This is a genomic window from Prauserella shujinwangii, assembly GCF_003001955.1.
Lineage (GTDB): Bacteria > Actinomycetota > Actinomycetes > Mycobacteriales > Pseudonocardiaceae > Qaidamihabitans > Qaidamihabitans shujinwangii.
The window spans coordinates 248,263-261,549 of sequence record NZ_PVNH01000007.1 but is presented as its reverse complement, the minus strand read 5'-3'; the positions used below and the strand labels follow the sequence as shown (position 1 = coordinate 261,549).

14 protein-coding genes are annotated in these 13,287 nt (G+C 72.4%); 8 read left to right on the top strand and 6 right to left on the bottom strand.

Annotated elements, in window-relative coordinates:
- Positions 1-430: 430 nt before the first annotated feature.
- Positions 431-1,081: a TetR/AcrR family transcriptional regulator gene (locus B0I33_RS18535; protein WP_106180054.1), complete on the top strand. Its 651-nt coding sequence runs from the start codon at positions 431-433 to the stop codon at positions 1,079-1,081.
- A 357-nt stretch (positions 1,082-1,438) separates the two neighbouring features.
- Here the strand turns inward: B0I33_RS18535 and B0I33_RS18530 are convergent, their stop codons facing one another.
- The gene (locus tag B0I33_RS18530) at positions 1,439-2,446 is read right to left on the bottom strand and encodes a 1-aminocyclopropane-1-carboxylate deaminase (protein ID WP_106180053.1); all 1,008 of its coding nucleotides are present in this window, start codon (positions 2,444-2,446) and stop codon (positions 1,439-1,441) included.
- 48 nt (positions 2,447-2,494) lie between these two features.
- Between B0I33_RS18530 and B0I33_RS18525 the strand changes: the two genes are divergently transcribed.
- The gene (locus B0I33_RS18525; RefSeq protein ID WP_106180052.1) at positions 2,495-3,160 is read left to right on the top strand and encodes a GntR family transcriptional regulator; all 666 of its coding nucleotides are present in this window, start codon (positions 2,495-2,497) and stop codon (positions 3,158-3,160) included.
- 13 nt (positions 3,161-3,173) lie between these two features.
- Here B0I33_RS18525 and B0I33_RS18520 read toward each other — a convergent pair whose 3' ends face one another.
- The 3 genes from B0I33_RS18520 to B0I33_RS18510 form a co-directional block, all read right to left on the bottom strand.
- A complete protein-coding gene (locus tag B0I33_RS18520; RefSeq protein WP_106180051.1) occupies positions 3,174-4,016 on the bottom strand; it encodes an alpha/beta fold hydrolase in 843 nt (280 codons plus the stop codon).
- A 406-nt stretch (positions 4,017-4,422) separates the two neighbouring features.
- Entirely contained in the window at positions 4,423-5,265 is an 843-nt protein-coding gene (locus B0I33_RS18515; RefSeq protein ID WP_106180050.1) for an oxidoreductase, read from the bottom strand.
- A gap of 29 nt (positions 5,266-5,294) precedes the next feature.
- Positions 5,295-5,627, bottom strand: a complete 333-nt coding sequence (locus B0I33_RS18510) for a nuclear transport factor 2 family protein (protein WP_181193354.1) — start codon at positions 5,625-5,627, stop codon at positions 5,295-5,297.
- Between the two features lie 65 nt (positions 5,628-5,692).
- On the opposite strand from B0I33_RS18510, the gene B0I33_RS18505 reads away from it, so the two are divergent.
- Both B0I33_RS18505 and B0I33_RS18500 read left to right on the top strand, forming a co-directional pair.
- A complete protein-coding gene (locus B0I33_RS18505) occupies positions 5,693-6,403 on the top strand; it encodes a TetR/AcrR family transcriptional regulator (RefSeq protein WP_106180048.1) in 711 nt (236 codons plus the stop codon).
- A gap of 72 nt (positions 6,404-6,475) precedes the next feature.
- Entirely contained in the window at positions 6,476-7,603 is a 1,128-nt protein-coding gene (locus tag B0I33_RS18500; protein WP_106180047.1) for a winged helix DNA-binding domain-containing protein, read from the top strand.
- A gap of 82 nt (positions 7,604-7,685) precedes the next feature.
- Here B0I33_RS18500 and B0I33_RS18495 read toward each other — a convergent pair whose 3' ends face one another.
- Complete coding sequence (locus B0I33_RS18495) at positions 7,686-8,183, bottom strand: MarR family winged helix-turn-helix transcriptional regulator (RefSeq protein ID WP_106180046.1); 498 nt, start codon at positions 8,181-8,183, stop codon at positions 7,686-7,688.
- Between the two features lie 131 nt (positions 8,184-8,314).
- On the opposite strand from B0I33_RS18495, the gene B0I33_RS18490 reads away from it, so the two are divergent.
- Both B0I33_RS18490 and B0I33_RS18485 read left to right on the top strand, forming a co-directional pair.
- Positions 8,315-9,250, top strand: a complete 936-nt coding sequence (locus B0I33_RS18490) for an NADP-dependent oxidoreductase (protein WP_106180045.1) — start codon at positions 8,315-8,317, stop codon at positions 9,248-9,250.
- Between the two features lie 202 nt (positions 9,251-9,452).
- Positions 9,453-9,917: a PPOX class F420-dependent oxidoreductase gene (locus B0I33_RS18485; RefSeq protein ID WP_106180044.1), complete on the top strand. Its 465-nt coding sequence runs from the start codon at positions 9,453-9,455 to the stop codon at positions 9,915-9,917.
- Positions 9,918-10,097: 180 nt separating this feature from the next.
- On the opposite strand, the gene pdxR is transcribed toward B0I33_RS18485, so the two are convergent.
- Positions 10,098-11,531, bottom strand: coding sequence for a MocR-like pyridoxine biosynthesis transcription factor PdxR (gene pdxR, locus B0I33_RS18480; RefSeq protein WP_219927214.1), 1,434 nt, complete (start codon positions 11,529-11,531; stop codon positions 10,098-10,100).
- A 52-nt stretch (positions 11,532-11,583) separates the two neighbouring features.
- Here pdxR and B0I33_RS18475 point away from each other — a divergent pair, with 52 nt between their 5' ends.
- Together B0I33_RS18475 and B0I33_RS18470 are read left to right on the top strand one after the other, a co-directional pair.
- On the top strand, positions 11,584-12,036 hold the full coding sequence (locus B0I33_RS18475; protein ID WP_219927213.1) for a carboxymuconolactone decarboxylase family protein: 453 nt from the start codon (positions 11,584-11,586) through the stop codon (positions 12,034-12,036).
- A gap of 36 nt (positions 12,037-12,072) precedes the next feature.
- On the top strand, positions 12,073-13,260 hold the full coding sequence (locus B0I33_RS18470; RefSeq protein WP_106180185.1) for an MFS transporter: 1,188 nt from the start codon (positions 12,073-12,075) through the stop codon (positions 13,258-13,260).
- The last annotated feature ends 27 nt before the right edge of the window (positions 13,261-13,287 follow it).

Below are 13,287 nucleotides of genomic sequence, written 5' to 3'. Positions count from 1 at the left end.
AGGCGGAGGCGTACTGTCACGCCCGGCGCGGAACGGCGAGACGAGCGTCGCTCATCACGGTCGGGAACGAGTGGGACGTACCCGGTCGCCACGGTGGCGGCCCGGCGGCATCCCGGTTGAGCACGCGTTTCAGCCGCGTCCCGTCACCAGGGCGGCTCCGGAAGTCCGCCGCGTCCCGGCCTTCGACCGGCACCGCGGCGCCGCGGGCAGCCGGGACCAGCACGTGCGCCGGACCGGGTGCCGCAGGGCTCCCGGTCGCGATGGCGACGTTGCCAGAAGGGTTCGCGCACACCGGTAAACTGCCTCTCATCTGCAATACTACGGAGTATTATGTGAACGCGGGCACGTGAAGTCAACTGCCCGGCGTGATCGGCACGGCCCACTGGCGGTGCCATGATGGTGTCGGCACCTCGACCGATGGAGGCACACGTTGAGCACAGGTCCCGGCGTGGACACCGGCGCCAAGCGGCGGATCCTGGACGCGGCCGCGGAGGCCTTCCAGCTCCAGGGATTCGGGAGCACCACGATCGACGACATCGCGGATGAGGTCGGCGCGACGAAGGGGCTGATCTACTACCACTTCCGGTCGAAGTTCGACCTGTTTCTCGCCGTGTACGAGGAAGCCATGCGACGCGTGCGCGCCAACGTCGAACCGTACGCGCACGGTCAGGGAACCGGTTGCGAGCGCCTGGTGGCGATGTCCGTCGCCCACGTGCGGAACCTGATGACGGACCTCGCCTACCACAACGTCGTGCACGAGGGTGTGCGTGCCCAGTCGTCGGCCGCGCTGAAAACCCGTCAGCGGGACGCGCTGCGGTCCCTGAACAAGCTCCGCGACGACTACGAGCAGATGTTCCGCCAGGTGGTCTCCGAGGGAATCGCCGACGGTTCGCTACGCACGACCGACGCGGCGCTGACCACCAGGACACTGCTCAGCAGCCTCAACGCGGTGGACATGTGGTACCGGAAGATCGACGACCAGCCGGACGACGTCATCGAAGCGCTGGCCCGCCAGATCGTCGATCTCCTCATCGGCGGCATCGCCACCGACCGGCCCGCCACCGGAACCGGCGCCGGCTGAGGGTTCCCGCCGCGAGCGACAGCGACCTGCCCTCGTTCCGATGACGGCCGCGAGGGCCGCCGGTGCCGGCTCGGTCCACCGATGCGCCCCGTCGTCACCGGAAGCCCGTGCGGCCGGTCGCCGCAGCGGGCGTCGCGGCCACCCTGGTGTCCGAACTCTCACCGGGCCCGCCCGGCGGCGACAGCATCCCGCGTCCGGCATCGTGCTGCTCCGCCGGGTTCCCGCAACCCGGCGGAGCAACGGGTACGCCGGCTCGGCGTGATCGTCGGTTGCGACCACGATGGACGGTCGGGAGCGTGTGCGGCGGCCGCGCCGCCTGCGCGGCCTTCCCCATCCTTCCTCAGCCGGGCCGAGGACTCACGTGAGCGCTCCGGCGTAGGCGTTGAGCGCGGGCTGCCCACCGAGGTGCGCGTAGAGAACGGTCGCGTCCGGGGGGATGTCGCCGGACCCGATCAGGCCGATGAGCCCGGCCATCGACTTGCCCTCGTAGACGGGGTCGAGGATCATGCCCTCCAGCCGGGCGGAGAGGCGGATCGCGTCGACCGTCGACGCGACCGGGATGCCGTAGCGTTCGCCTGCCCAGCCGTCGAGCACGGTGATCTCGTCCTCGCGCAGGTCGCGGCCGAGCCCGATGAGCTGTGCGGTGTGCCGGGCGATGCGCCCGACCTGCTCGCGAGTCCGCTCGATCATGGCGGAGGCGTCGATGCCGAGCACGCGGCGCGGACGGTCCTGGCCGGCGAACCCGGCGATCATCCCGGCGTGGGTCGAGCCCGTGACCGTGCAGACGACGATGGTGTCGAAGAAGACGCCGAGTTCGCGCTCCTGCTCCCGTACCTCGTTCGCCCAGTTCGCGAAGCCCAGTCCGCCGAGCGGGTGTTCGGACGCTCCGGCGGGTATGCCGTAGGGCACCCCGCCTGCCGCCCGGACCTCCTCCATGGCGTTCTCCCAGGAACGCTTGATCCCGATGTCGAACCCCGACGGGTCCAGCCGCACGTCGGCACCCATGATCCGGGACAGCAGGATGTTGCCGACCTTGTCGTTGACGACGTCCGGCCAGTCGACCCAGCGTTCCTGGACGAGCCGGGCCTTCAGCCCGAGCCGCGCGGCGACGGCGGCCACCTGCCGGGTGTGGTTGGACTGGTAGCCGCCGAGGGAGACCAGCGTGTCCGCACCGGAGGCGAGCACGTCCGGGACGATGTACTCGAGTTTGCGGACCTTGTTGCCGCCGAAGGCCAGCCCGGAGTTGCAGTCCTCCCGTTTGGCCCAGATCCGCGGACCGCCGAGGTGGCGGGTAAGCCGCTCCAGCGGGTGGACCGGGCTCGGGCCGAAGGTCAGCGGGTAACGGTCGAAGTCGGTGAGGGACATGGTGCTCCTGGTGCTCCGCGGGGGAAGGGGGCATTGCAAGATAGGGATATGCCGATTCCGGTCACGGGCAGGTCCGAGCAGCGCCAGCTGCTGCGGGACAGCGTGTTCGTCCGCATTCGCGACGCGATCATCGACGGCACCCTCGAACCGGGTGAGCGGCTGCTCGACGCGGAGCTGAGCTCCTGGCTCGGGGTGAGCCGAACGCCGATCCGCGAGGCCCTCACCCGGCTCGAGACGGCCGGCCTGGTCGAGACCAAGCCGGGGCGCTACACGATCGTGAGCCCGATCGACCCGCGCGGCGTCGCCGACGCGCAGGCCGTCACGGCGGCGATGCACGAGCTCGCGGTGCGGGACGCCGTCCCGCACCTCACGGCGGCGGACTTCGCGGCGATGCGGCGGGCGAACGAGGCCTTCGAGCGCGCCTTGACGACCGGCGACGTCGTGGCCGCGATCGGAGCGGACGACGACTTTCACCGGGTACCGGTGGACCGGGCCGGGAACGACGCGATCCGGGCTGTGCTCGACCAGTACACACCGGTGCTCCGGCGGGTCGAGCGGATCCGGTTCGCCTCGCTCGTCGGCAGGGAGTCGGTCGCGCAGCACGCCAGGATCGTCGAGCTCGCCGAGGCCGGTGATGCCGAGGCGGCGGCGCTCGAAGCACGCCGCAACTGGATGACGCTCGACCCGCACCGGGACGACCTGCCGCCCGGCTGACGCTCCGCGGCCACTACTTCGCCGCGAACCGCACCAGCGCGTCGTTGACCTCGGTCGCATGGGTCCAGAGCAGACCGTGCGGGGCGTCCTCGATCTCGAGGTACTCGGCTTCCGGAAGCGCCGCGTGGAAGGGGCGGCCGGTGACCTCGATCGGCAGGAGGGCGTCCTTCGTCCCGTGCACGATCAGCGCGGGCTTGCCGGAGGCACGCACCGCCTCCACATCGGGGCGGAAGTCCTCCAGCCACGACGGCACGACCGCCCAGGCCGCGATCGGCGCCGACCCGGCGGCGGTGTTCCAGTTGGCGCGGACGACCTCCTCGCTGACCAGCGTGCCGAGGGTCTCGTCGAGGTTGTAGAAGTCCTGGTAGAACTGGGTGAACCAGGCGAACCGATCGGCGCGGGCGGCCGCGATCGTGCCGTCGAAGCCCTCCCGCGGCAGGCCGCCCGGGTTGTCCTCGGTCCGCACGAGGAACGGCTCGATCGAGGCGAGGAAGGCGAGCTTCGCGATCCGCTCGTGGCCGTGGTTGCGCACGTATCGTGCGAGCTCACCGGTGCCCATCGAGAAACCGACGAGGATGACGTCCCGCAGGTCCAGGGTCTCGAGCAGCACACTCAGATCGGCCGCGAACGTGTCGTAGTCGTAGCCGCTGCCCGCCTTGCTCGACCGGCCGAAGCCGCGCCGGTCGTAGGTGATGACGCGATAGCCGGCCGCGAGCAGCTCTCGGGCCTGCAGTTCCCAGCTGTGCCCGTCGAGCGGGTAGCCGTGGATCAGCACGACGGGCTGGCCCGTGCCGTGGTCCTCGTAGTAGAGCTCGATGTTCGTGCTGTTCTCGATGCCGGCGGTGACGAAACCCATGATGGTCCTCCTGGTCGAGCTGGGTCGGTGACGGGATCGGCACGTCCCGGCGCCGCTTCGGGGGCGACCGCGACGCACGCGATACGGGAACGCGAGCGGTCCGTCCTCGCGTGGCGGGCACACCGCCGGGATCTGCGGATGTCCACAGTGCCGATGTCCGGAGGACCGTGGTGAGTGGTGCGATATGCAATATATCGCACCCCGGGACGTTGTCAAGCCGACGACGGCAGCGGCGATGCACGGGGCGCCCGCGCAAGGCGACCGGACCGGCCCTGTAGCGGCGGGTGATCCGGCGGTGTCGTGTGGCGCATCGGCGTCCGGACGAGCGCCGGGAGCGGTCTCGCGGCGCGGTAGGTGTGTCGCCGTCGCCGCGCCTACCGCGCGGACGGCTCGGCACCACCCGAACTCACGGTGCCGCCGGGAAATCCACGCTGCGGGAGACGGCGCGCTGCGCGCGGAGTTCGGCGAGCCGGTGCTCGAGGTCGGCCGCGACAGCGTCGTAGCCGGCGCCGCCGAGCACGAGACGGTCCGGCGGGTCGTCCCGGTCGATCGCCGCGATCACGGCCCTGACCCCGCGGGCGGGATCGCCGGACTGTTTGCCGTCCTCGCCGATCATCCGCTCCCGGACCGCCTCCAGCATTCGCCGGTAGTCCGCGATCGCCTCGGTGACCGGCTCGTCGGCGAAGCCCGCGTAGGCCCGGGTGCGGAAGGCGCCGGGTTCCACCGCGACGACGCGGATACCGAATGGCGCGACCTCCTGCCGCAGTACCTCCGTCATCCCCTCGACGGCGAACTTCGCGGCGGTGTAGAAGCCGAAGCCCGGCACGCCGACGAGCCCGGCGACCGAGGACATGTTCACGATGCGGCCGCTGCGCCGGGCACGCATCCCCGGCAGCACGGCGCGGGTCACGGTCAGGACCGCGAAGAAGTTCAGCTCGAACAGCCGCCGTACCGCGGCGTCGTCCATGCCCTCGATCGAGCCGTACCAGCCACGGCCCGCGTTGTTGACGAGAACGTCGAGAGCGCCGAAATGTTCTTCGGCGCGGGCCACGACTCGCTCGGCCTGAGCCGCGTCCGTGACGTCGAGCGGCAGGACGAGCACCCGGTTCCCGTGCCGGGCGGCCCACCCGCGCAGCTCCTCCGGCCTGCGCACGGTCACGGCGACCTGGTCGCCGTCCGCCAGCGCCGCCTCCGCGTAGGCCATGCCGAACCCGCCGGGCGTGCCGCCGGTGATGAACCATGTCCGCAACGGATCTCCCTCCGTCCGCGCCGTCGCCGTCAGGGCGCGATCTCGAGCCGGTGGATGCGCTCACCAGCGAGGGTGAAACGCCACGTCAGGTCGGCGGTGCCGCCGGGGAAGTCGCCCACGATGCGGCCCCTGACCAGGAACACGTCCTCCCCCTGGACCTCCGTGGCGAGCACCTCGGTGGTGTACCGGTACTGCGAGGCCGGGCCCTCCTGCCAGGCCCGGATCTCCCCCGTGCCACGGCGGGTGGCGGCCTCGTCGACCACCACGCCGTCCTCGGTGAACAGGCCGGTGATCGCTTCGACGTCCCGGCGGGAGCTCGCCTCGAAGAACGTCCTCACCACACCGGGAACGGGTGTGTCCATGACAGCCTCCATCGCTACATTCGATACACAGTCTTGTGTATCACTATAGAGGGTAGTGTAGTGGTATGGGAACTCGGTCTCCGTCCGGCGATGCCCGCGACAGACTCCTGCTGGCTGCCGCCGAGCTGATGGACGGCTCCGGTGAGCGAGCCCTGTCGACCCGTGCGGTGTGCGAGCGAGCCGGGGTGCAGGCCCCGACGCTGTACCACCACTTCGGCAGCAAGCAGGGCCTGATCGACGCGGTGATCGGCCACGGGTTCGACCAGTACGTCCGGACCGCGCACGGGGCAGGGGAAAGCCAGGACCCGGTGGCGGACATCCGCCGCGGCTGGGACCAGCATGTGCGGTTCGGGCTGGACCACCCGAACTTCTACGCGCTGCTGTACGGCCGGATCGAACCGGGCAGGCCCTGCGCCATCACCGCGCCCGCACAGGCCATGCTGCGGGACCTGCTGGCCGCCGTGGCACGCCAGGGCCGGCTCGCGGTCCCCGCCGGGGACGCGGCCGAGCAGATCCTGGCCGCCAACATCGGCGTGACACTCACCCTGATCACCCGGCCCGGCGACCAGCGCGACCTGGGCCTGTCCGACCGGGTGCGCGAAGCGGCGCTCGCCGGCGTGCTCCACGACACCACGCGACCCGGCAGGCCCGTCCCGGCCACGCGCGCCACCGCCGCGCTGACGCTGCGCACCCTGCTCGCGGACGACACGGCAGGGCTCAGCCCCGGGGAACACGCACTGCTCGGTGAGCTCCTGGACCGGCTGGCCGCCTCCTGACGCACGACAACCCGAGCAGGGCGACCGCCAAGGCGGTCAGAACCTGGCCGCTATCCCTGTCACCGTGGTGACATGACGGTCCACGAGGTTCTCAGCACCCGGGCGCTCAACCGGGCGACGCTCGCGCGGCAGCTCCTGCTCGAGCGCGCCGAGCTGCCCGTGCTCGACGCCGTCGCGCACGTCTGCGGCCTGCAGGCGCAGGAGCCGCAGGAACCGTTCGTCGGTCTCTGGTCGCGATTGCGCGCGTTCGACCCGGCCACGCTGTCGGAGCTGCTGACCGGGCGGAGCGTGGTGCGGACCCACCTCATGCGCCGCACCATCCACCTGGTCACCGCCCGGGACGCCCTGGCCTGGCGGGCGCGCCACGACACCATGCTGCGCCAGCGGGTACTCGGGGTCTACCGCCGTGAGCTCGACGGGGTGGACCTCGACGAGCTCGCGGAGGCCGCGCGGGCGGTGCTGGCCGACGGTGAGCCCCGCTCGATGGGCGAACTCGGCCGCGCGCTCGCCACGCGCTGGCCGGACAGCGGGCCGAGGGCGCTCGGCGAGATGGCGATCGCCCTCGTCCCGGTGGCGCAGCTGCCCCCGCGCGGGCTGTGGCGGACGAAGGCAGGAGTGCGCAACCTCCCGCTGGCCACCTGGCTGGGACGCGCGACCGGCCCGCGATCGGCGGACGGCGACGGTCCGGTCGACGCCGCGCTGGTCCGGCGCTACCTGGCGGCGTTCGGCCCCGCCGCCACCGCTGACCTGCGCGCGTGGAGTGGCCTCGCCGGCCTGCCCGCCACGGTGGCCGCGATGCGCCGCGAGCTGGTCACGTTCCGCGACGAACGCGGGCGCGAACTCCTCGACCTGCCCGGCGCACCGCGCCCCGACGCCGACACCCCCGCTCCGGTGCGGTTCCTGCCCGCGTTCGACAACGCGATCCTCGGCTACCACGACCGCGGCCGGATCATCGACGACGCGCACCGCGGCCTGTCCGTGGCCGGTGCCCGGGTGGTGCTGGTCGACGGCCGGGTCGCGGCCACGTGGACGGACGAGACGGATCCCGGGTCCGGCACGGTCGTCACCGTCGCCCCGCTGCGCCGCCTCTCGCGGGCCGAGCGCGCCGCGGTCACCGAGGAGGGGCACGCGCTGGCGGCGTTGCTGTCCGATGGGGACAGCGACCGGGTGCGGATCACCGCCCCCGCCGGTCGTGAGTGACACGTCCTCAGGTCAGCCGTCCGCACGCTCCCCACTGTGGCCTTGGTGGCGTTCAACGCATCGGATGCCACATCGGGTGCGTTCAGGCTCCGGGCGCGCGGCGCTTGCGCGTGGCCGCCGAGCGGGGCGGCTGAGCGCGCATGTGGTCGCGGACCCGCGTCATGATCTCGCCCAGGCTGCGAAGGTCCGCATCGGACAGTGGATCGAACAGCAACCTGCGGGCGACCTCGATGTGACCGGGTAGCACCTTGGCCACCAGGGCCAGTCCCGCTTCGGTGATGGTGACGAGCGTGGCGCGCTGGTCGTGGGGGCTGGGGCCGCGGGTGACCAGGCCGGCCTGCTCCAGCAGCCCGGCCTGGTGGGTCAGGCCGCTGCGGCTGTAGACGACGCCGTCGGCCAGCTCGGTCATGGTCAGCCGCCGCTCCGGGGCGTCGGCGAGCCGGGCCAGGAGCTGGAACTGGACGTAGCTGAGCCCTCCTTCGGCCCGGAGGTGCTGTTCGACCGCGTGGTGGAGCAGGCTCACGGACTCCATCAGCGCGAAGTACGTGTTCAGCTCCTCGGGCGCCAGCGCATCCGCCATCCACCCATCCTAGATGCTTCGAGATCGAAGCAGAGTGGCGACCGTCACCGTCTCGGCAATTGCTTCGACTTCGAAGCAAGACTACGCTCGGGATACTTCGACTTCGAAGCAACTTTCCCGAGGAGGATGTCATGAAGGCGATGCGGTATCACCGGTACGGCGGCAGTGACGTGCTGGACCACGAGGAGGCCGAACGGCCGGTTCCCGGACCGGGACAGGTACTGGTGCGGGTGGCCGGGACATCGTTCAACCCCGTCGACATCGGCCTCCGCGCCGGCGCTCTGCGGGAGGTGTTCCCGCTCTCCTTCCCGCACGTGCCGGGTGTCGACCTCGCCGGCACCGTCGCGGAGCTGGGCGCCGACGTCGAGGGCTGGCGGGCCGGTGACGCGGTGGTGGCGTTCCTCCCGATGAACGCCGACGGCGCGGCGGCCGAGTACGTGCTGGCCCCCGCCGAGGTCCTGGCCCCCGCCCCGCGGACGGTCGAGCTCGCCGACGCCGCGGTGCTTCCGGTGGGCGGGCTCACCGCCTGGCAGGCCTTGTTCGAGCACGCCGGGCTGGAGCGCGGCCAGACCATCCTGGTCAACGGGGCCGGGGGCGCGGTCGGCGGCTACGCGGTCCAGCTCGCGAAGCAGGCCGGAGCCGTCGTCACCGCGACCGCGAGCGCACGCAGTGCCGACCGGCTTCGCGGGTACGGAGCCGACCGGCTCGTCGGCCACCTCGACCACACGACCACCCCCGTCACCGCCGAGGGACAACCGTTCGACGTGGTGCTCAACCTCGTCGCGACCACCCCGGAAGAGACGGCGGCGCTGGTCGACCTGGTGCGCGACGACGGCGCGCTGGTCAGCACCACCACCCCGCCCCCGGCGGAACCCGGGCGCGGGATCCGCACCGCCCGCGTGTTCGCGCGGAGCGAGGCCGACCAGCTGGCCGGCCTCGCCGCCCGGGTCGACGCCGGGCAGCTGCGGATCGATGTCGCCGCCCGTCGCCCGCTGGGCGACCTTCCCGCGGTCCACGACGAAGCCGCCGCGGGCCGCCTGGCCGGCAAGACCGTACTGCTGCCCTGAGCGGGCAGCCGGTGCGGCCGCGGTGTTCGCCACCGAGGAAGGTCGCGCCGCCGGGAATGCCGGGCCCGGCCCGGCGGCGCGACCGCACCGGACGATCCCCCGCGCCGTGCGAGCAGGCCACACGGGCCGCTCACCGCACCGCACACGATCCCGCGCGCCTCCTACGATGAGACCGCACAGCGAGGGAAGGGACCACGAATCCATGCCACGCATCGCCACCACCGACCGCGTCGACCGGCAGGCGCTGCTGGAGTTCCTGCGACCGCGGCACCGGTGCCTGCTCGTCACCACCCGGGCCGACGGCCGCCCGCAGCTGTCCCCGGTCACCTGCGGCGTGGACGCCGGCGGCCGGATCGTGATCTCGACATACCCGGACCGGGCCAAGACCCGCAACGCCCGCCGGGACCCCCGGGTGTCGGTGTGCGTCCTCTCCGACGAGTGGGACGGCCCGTACGTGCAGGTCGACGGGCGGGCCGAGGTGCTGGACATGCCGGAAGCGCTCGACGGTCTCGTCGAGTACTTCCGCCGCGTCTCCGGCGAGCATCCGGACTGGGACGAGTACCGCGAAGCGATGGCGCGGCAGGACAAGTCGCTCCTCCGCGTCCACATCGAACGATGGGGCCCGATCGCCACCGGCGGCTTCCCGCCCCGCCTCGCCGGGGCCTGAACCGCGGAGCCGTTCCGGTCGCACCGCGGCGGGCACGGCCGCACGCGAGACCGTCGTGCGCGGTTCTCACCGGCCCAGGCCGGGCCCGAGGCAACCGGGGACGCGGCCTCGCGCGTCTCGGCTCACCCTCCCTCGCCGCGCCTCCACTGAGGACCGTGCCCGCCGACCGTCCGCCGCCGCTCAGGAAGGGCCTGGCAACGCCGTGCACAGGGCGTCCAGGGCGGCGGTGAAGGCGTGGCCGGGTGGCGTGCCGTATCCGATGACCAGGCCGTCGCGTGGCGGCATGGTGCTGCCGGGGTGCCGGTAGGGGCGCAGTCCGTCGAGGGCCAGCCCCTGTCGCCGCGCGGCGCGCACCGTGCTTTCCTCCGTGCCGCCGGGAAGTTCGAGGACCGCGTGCAGTCCGGCCGCGATGCCGCTGACGCGGATGTGCGGGGCGCGGTCCGCGAGCGTGGTCACCAGCTGGTCCCGGCGCCGCCGGTAGCTCAGCCGCATCCGGCGCAGGTGCCGGTCGTAGGAGCCACAGCCGATGAAGTCGGCGAGGGTGAGCTGGTCGGTGACGCCCGTCCACGTCTCGCGTTCGCCCTTGGCGGCGAGCACGGCATCGACGAGTGACCCCGGCAGCACCATCCAGCCCAGGCGCAGCCCGGGAGAAAGGCTCTTGCTGGTCGAGCCGAGGTAGACGACCCGGTCCGGGTCGAGGCCTTGGAGCGCGCCGACCGGCTGGCGGTCGTACCGGAACTCCCCGTCGTAGTCGTCTTCCAGCACCAGTCCCCGGCTGGAGCGGGCCCAGTCGACGACCGCCGCCCGGCGGTGCGCCTGCAGCGGACCGCCGGTCGGGTACTGGTGTGCCGGGGTGAGCAGGACGGCCCGCGCGCCGGTGCCGGGGAGCTCGTCGATCCGCGCGCCGTGCACGTCGACGGTGAGCGGGACGGTGCGCCGGCCGCCCTGGTGGAGGATGGCTCGATGGAAGTCCAGGCCGTAGGACTCCGTCGCGATGCCACCGTCGAGCACGTTCGTCAGCAGGCGCAGCCCGTCGGAGAAACCGGCGCAGACGACGATCCGGTCGGGCTCGGTGCGCACGTCCCGCGCTCGCGCCAGGTACTCCGCGAGCGCCCGGCGCAACTCGGGCCTGCCGCGCGGGTCCGGCACTCCGAACGCGTCGTTCGGCGCGGCCGCGAGAGCGCGCCGGGCCGACGTGAGCCACGCGGTACGGGGGAACGCGGCGGCGTCCGGAGAACTGGGCAGCAGGTCGTGGACGACGCGCCGGCCGGTGGCCGGGACCGGCCGCGGCGCGCGGCCGGGTTCCAGCGGCGTGGCGCGGCGCGCCACGCGAGTGCCGGACCCCTGCCGGGCGGTGAGCCAGCCCTCCTCGACGAGCTCGGCATAGGCTGCCGCGGCGGTGTTGCGGGCGATCCCCAGGTCGGCGGCGAGACTCCGGTACGGAGGAAGTCGTGTCCCTGGCGTGAGCCTGCCGGAGCGGATGGCTTCACGCAGAGCCCGCATGAGCTGCGCGCGGCGGCCGCCCTCACCGGTGAGGTCCAGGTGGAGATCCGCTCCCTGACTCGGTCCGGAGCCGGGCTCGTCGCCACGGCCGGCCGAATTGACCCATTCCATTGGCACGAGAATGCACCATTCCGGTGGGTCTTTCCACTTCTAGGGTCGTGCCATGACCACGATTCCGGTGCCCCAGCGCATGAACTTCTCCGCCGTCGCTCCCCGGGTCTTCAAGGCCGTCCTGGCCCTCGACGCCGCCGCACGCGAGCGCCTCGACCCGGTACTGGTCGAGCTGGTCCAGATCCGCGCCTCCCAGATCAACCGCTGCGCGTACTGCATCGACTACCACACCACGGACGCGCGCGAGGCCGGTGAGACGGAGCGACGCATCCACCAGCTCGGCGCGTGGGAGGAGTCCAGCCTCTACACGGCTCGGGAGCGGGCCGCGCTGGCGCTGACCGAGGCCGTCACCCGGTTGCCGGACGGCGTCCCGGACGCGGTCTACGACGAGGCGGCCAGGCACTTCTCCGAGGCGGAACTCGCCCAGCTCATCGCACTGATCTTCACCGTCAACGCATGGAACCGGCTCAACATCACCGCGCGCACCACCCCCGGAACCCGGTAGCCGCCGCGACCCCCTTCAGGAGAGGTGCACACCCGCGTGACCACACTCGACACACCCGGAACCACCACCAGCGACGGCCGCTCGCCCCTGCGGGGCTGGCTGGCCGTGCTGGCGGTGACTCTGGGCATCTTCGCCCTGATGACCTCCGAGCTGCTGCCCGTGGGCCTGCTCACGCCGGTCGGCTCCGCCCTGGGCGTCTCCGACGGCACCGCCGGGCTCATGGTGACGGTACCCGGCCTGGTCGCCGCCGTCTCGGCGCCCCTGGTCACCGTGACCACCGGCCGCTTCGACCGCCGCCTCGTCCTGGCCGTCCTCATCGGACTGGTCGGCGCGGCGAACCTCGTCTCCGGTCTCGCGACCAGCTTCACCGTCGTTCTGATCGCCCGCTTCCTCATCGGCATCAGCGTCGGGGGGTTCTGGTCCATCGCCGGCGGCATCGCGCTGCGACTGGTACCCGCCAGGCACGTCCCGCGGGCCACCGCGGTGATCTTCGGCGGGGTCGAGACCGCGTCCGTCCTCGGCGTTCCCGCCGGCACCTTCCTCGGCGACCTCAGCGGCTGGCGTACCGCGTTCGCGGCCGTCGGTGTGCTCGGCCTGGTCTCCCTGGCCTGCCTCGTGTTCCTGCTGCCGGAGCTGCCCGCGCGGCGAACGACCGGATTCACCGACCTGGCACGGGCCTTCGGCCGTGCGGGCGTACGGACCGGCATCGCCATGACGTTCCTCGTCATCACCGGCCACTTCCTCGCCTACACGTTCGTCCGCCCGCTCCTGGCCGGCGACGGCGTCGACGGCAGGATGATCGGCGCGCTGCTGCTGGTGTTCGGGGTGGCGGGAATCTGCGGCAACTTCATCGCCGGGGCCCTCGTCGCCACCCGTCTGCGGCACACCGTCATGGGGATCTCCGTCGTACTCGCCCTGGCCATGCTCATCCTGGCCGCCGTCGAGGACACGACCGTGACCGCCGGCGCGATCCTCATCCTGTGGGGCCTGGGATACGGGGCCGTTCCCGTCACCCTCCAGGCCTGGATCCTCGAGGCCGCCCCCGCCGCGACCGAGGCCGCGTCCTCCCTGTACGTCTCCACGTTCAACCTGTCCATCGCGCTCGGCGCCCTCGCCGGCGGTCTGGCTGTGGACGGCATCACCACCACGAGCGTGCTGTGGATCGGCGCCGCCCTCGTCGTCCTCGCCCTGCCGGTCGCCGGACGGGCCGCGAGCCGTACCTGATCCACGCCGGTGGACGAACCTGACCCG

Coding starts and splice junctions, on each gene's coding strand:
- B0I33_RS18475 (WP_219927213.1), top strand. CDS start 11,584: ATGACCACGATTCCGGTGCCCCAGCGCATGAACTTCTCCGCCGTCGCT.
- B0I33_RS18490 (WP_106180045.1), top strand. CDS start 8,315: ATGAAGGCGATGCGGTATCACCGGTACGGCGGCAGTGACGTGCTGGAC.
- B0I33_RS18505 (WP_106180048.1), top strand. CDS start 5,693: ATGGGAACTCGGTCTCCGTCCGGCGATGCCCGCGACAGACTCCTGCTG.
- B0I33_RS18520 (WP_106180051.1), bottom strand. CDS start 4,016: ATGGGTTTCGTCACCGCCGGCATCGAGAACAGCACGAACATCGAGCTC.
- B0I33_RS18510 (WP_181193354.1), bottom strand. CDS start 5,627: ATGGACACACCCGTTCCCGGTGTGGTGAGGACGTTCTTCGAGGCGAGC.
- pdxR (WP_219927214.1), bottom strand. CDS start 11,531: ATGGAATGGGTCAATTCGGCCGGCCGTGGCGACGAGCCCGGCTCCGGA.
- B0I33_RS18530 (WP_106180053.1), bottom strand. CDS start 2,446: ATGTCCCTCACCGACTTCGACCGTTACCCGCTGACCTTCGGCCCGAGC.
- B0I33_RS18500 (WP_106180047.1), top strand. CDS start 6,476: ATGACGGTCCACGAGGTTCTCAGCACCCGGGCGCTCAACCGGGCGACG.
- B0I33_RS18495 (WP_106180046.1), bottom strand. CDS start 8,183: ATGGCGGATGCGCTGGCGCCCGAGGAGCTGAACACGTACTTCGCGCTG.
- B0I33_RS18485 (WP_106180044.1), top strand. CDS start 9,453: ATGCCACGCATCGCCACCACCGACCGCGTCGACCGGCAGGCGCTGCTG.
- B0I33_RS18525 (WP_106180052.1), top strand. CDS start 2,495: ATGCCGATTCCGGTCACGGGCAGGTCCGAGCAGCGCCAGCTGCTGCGG.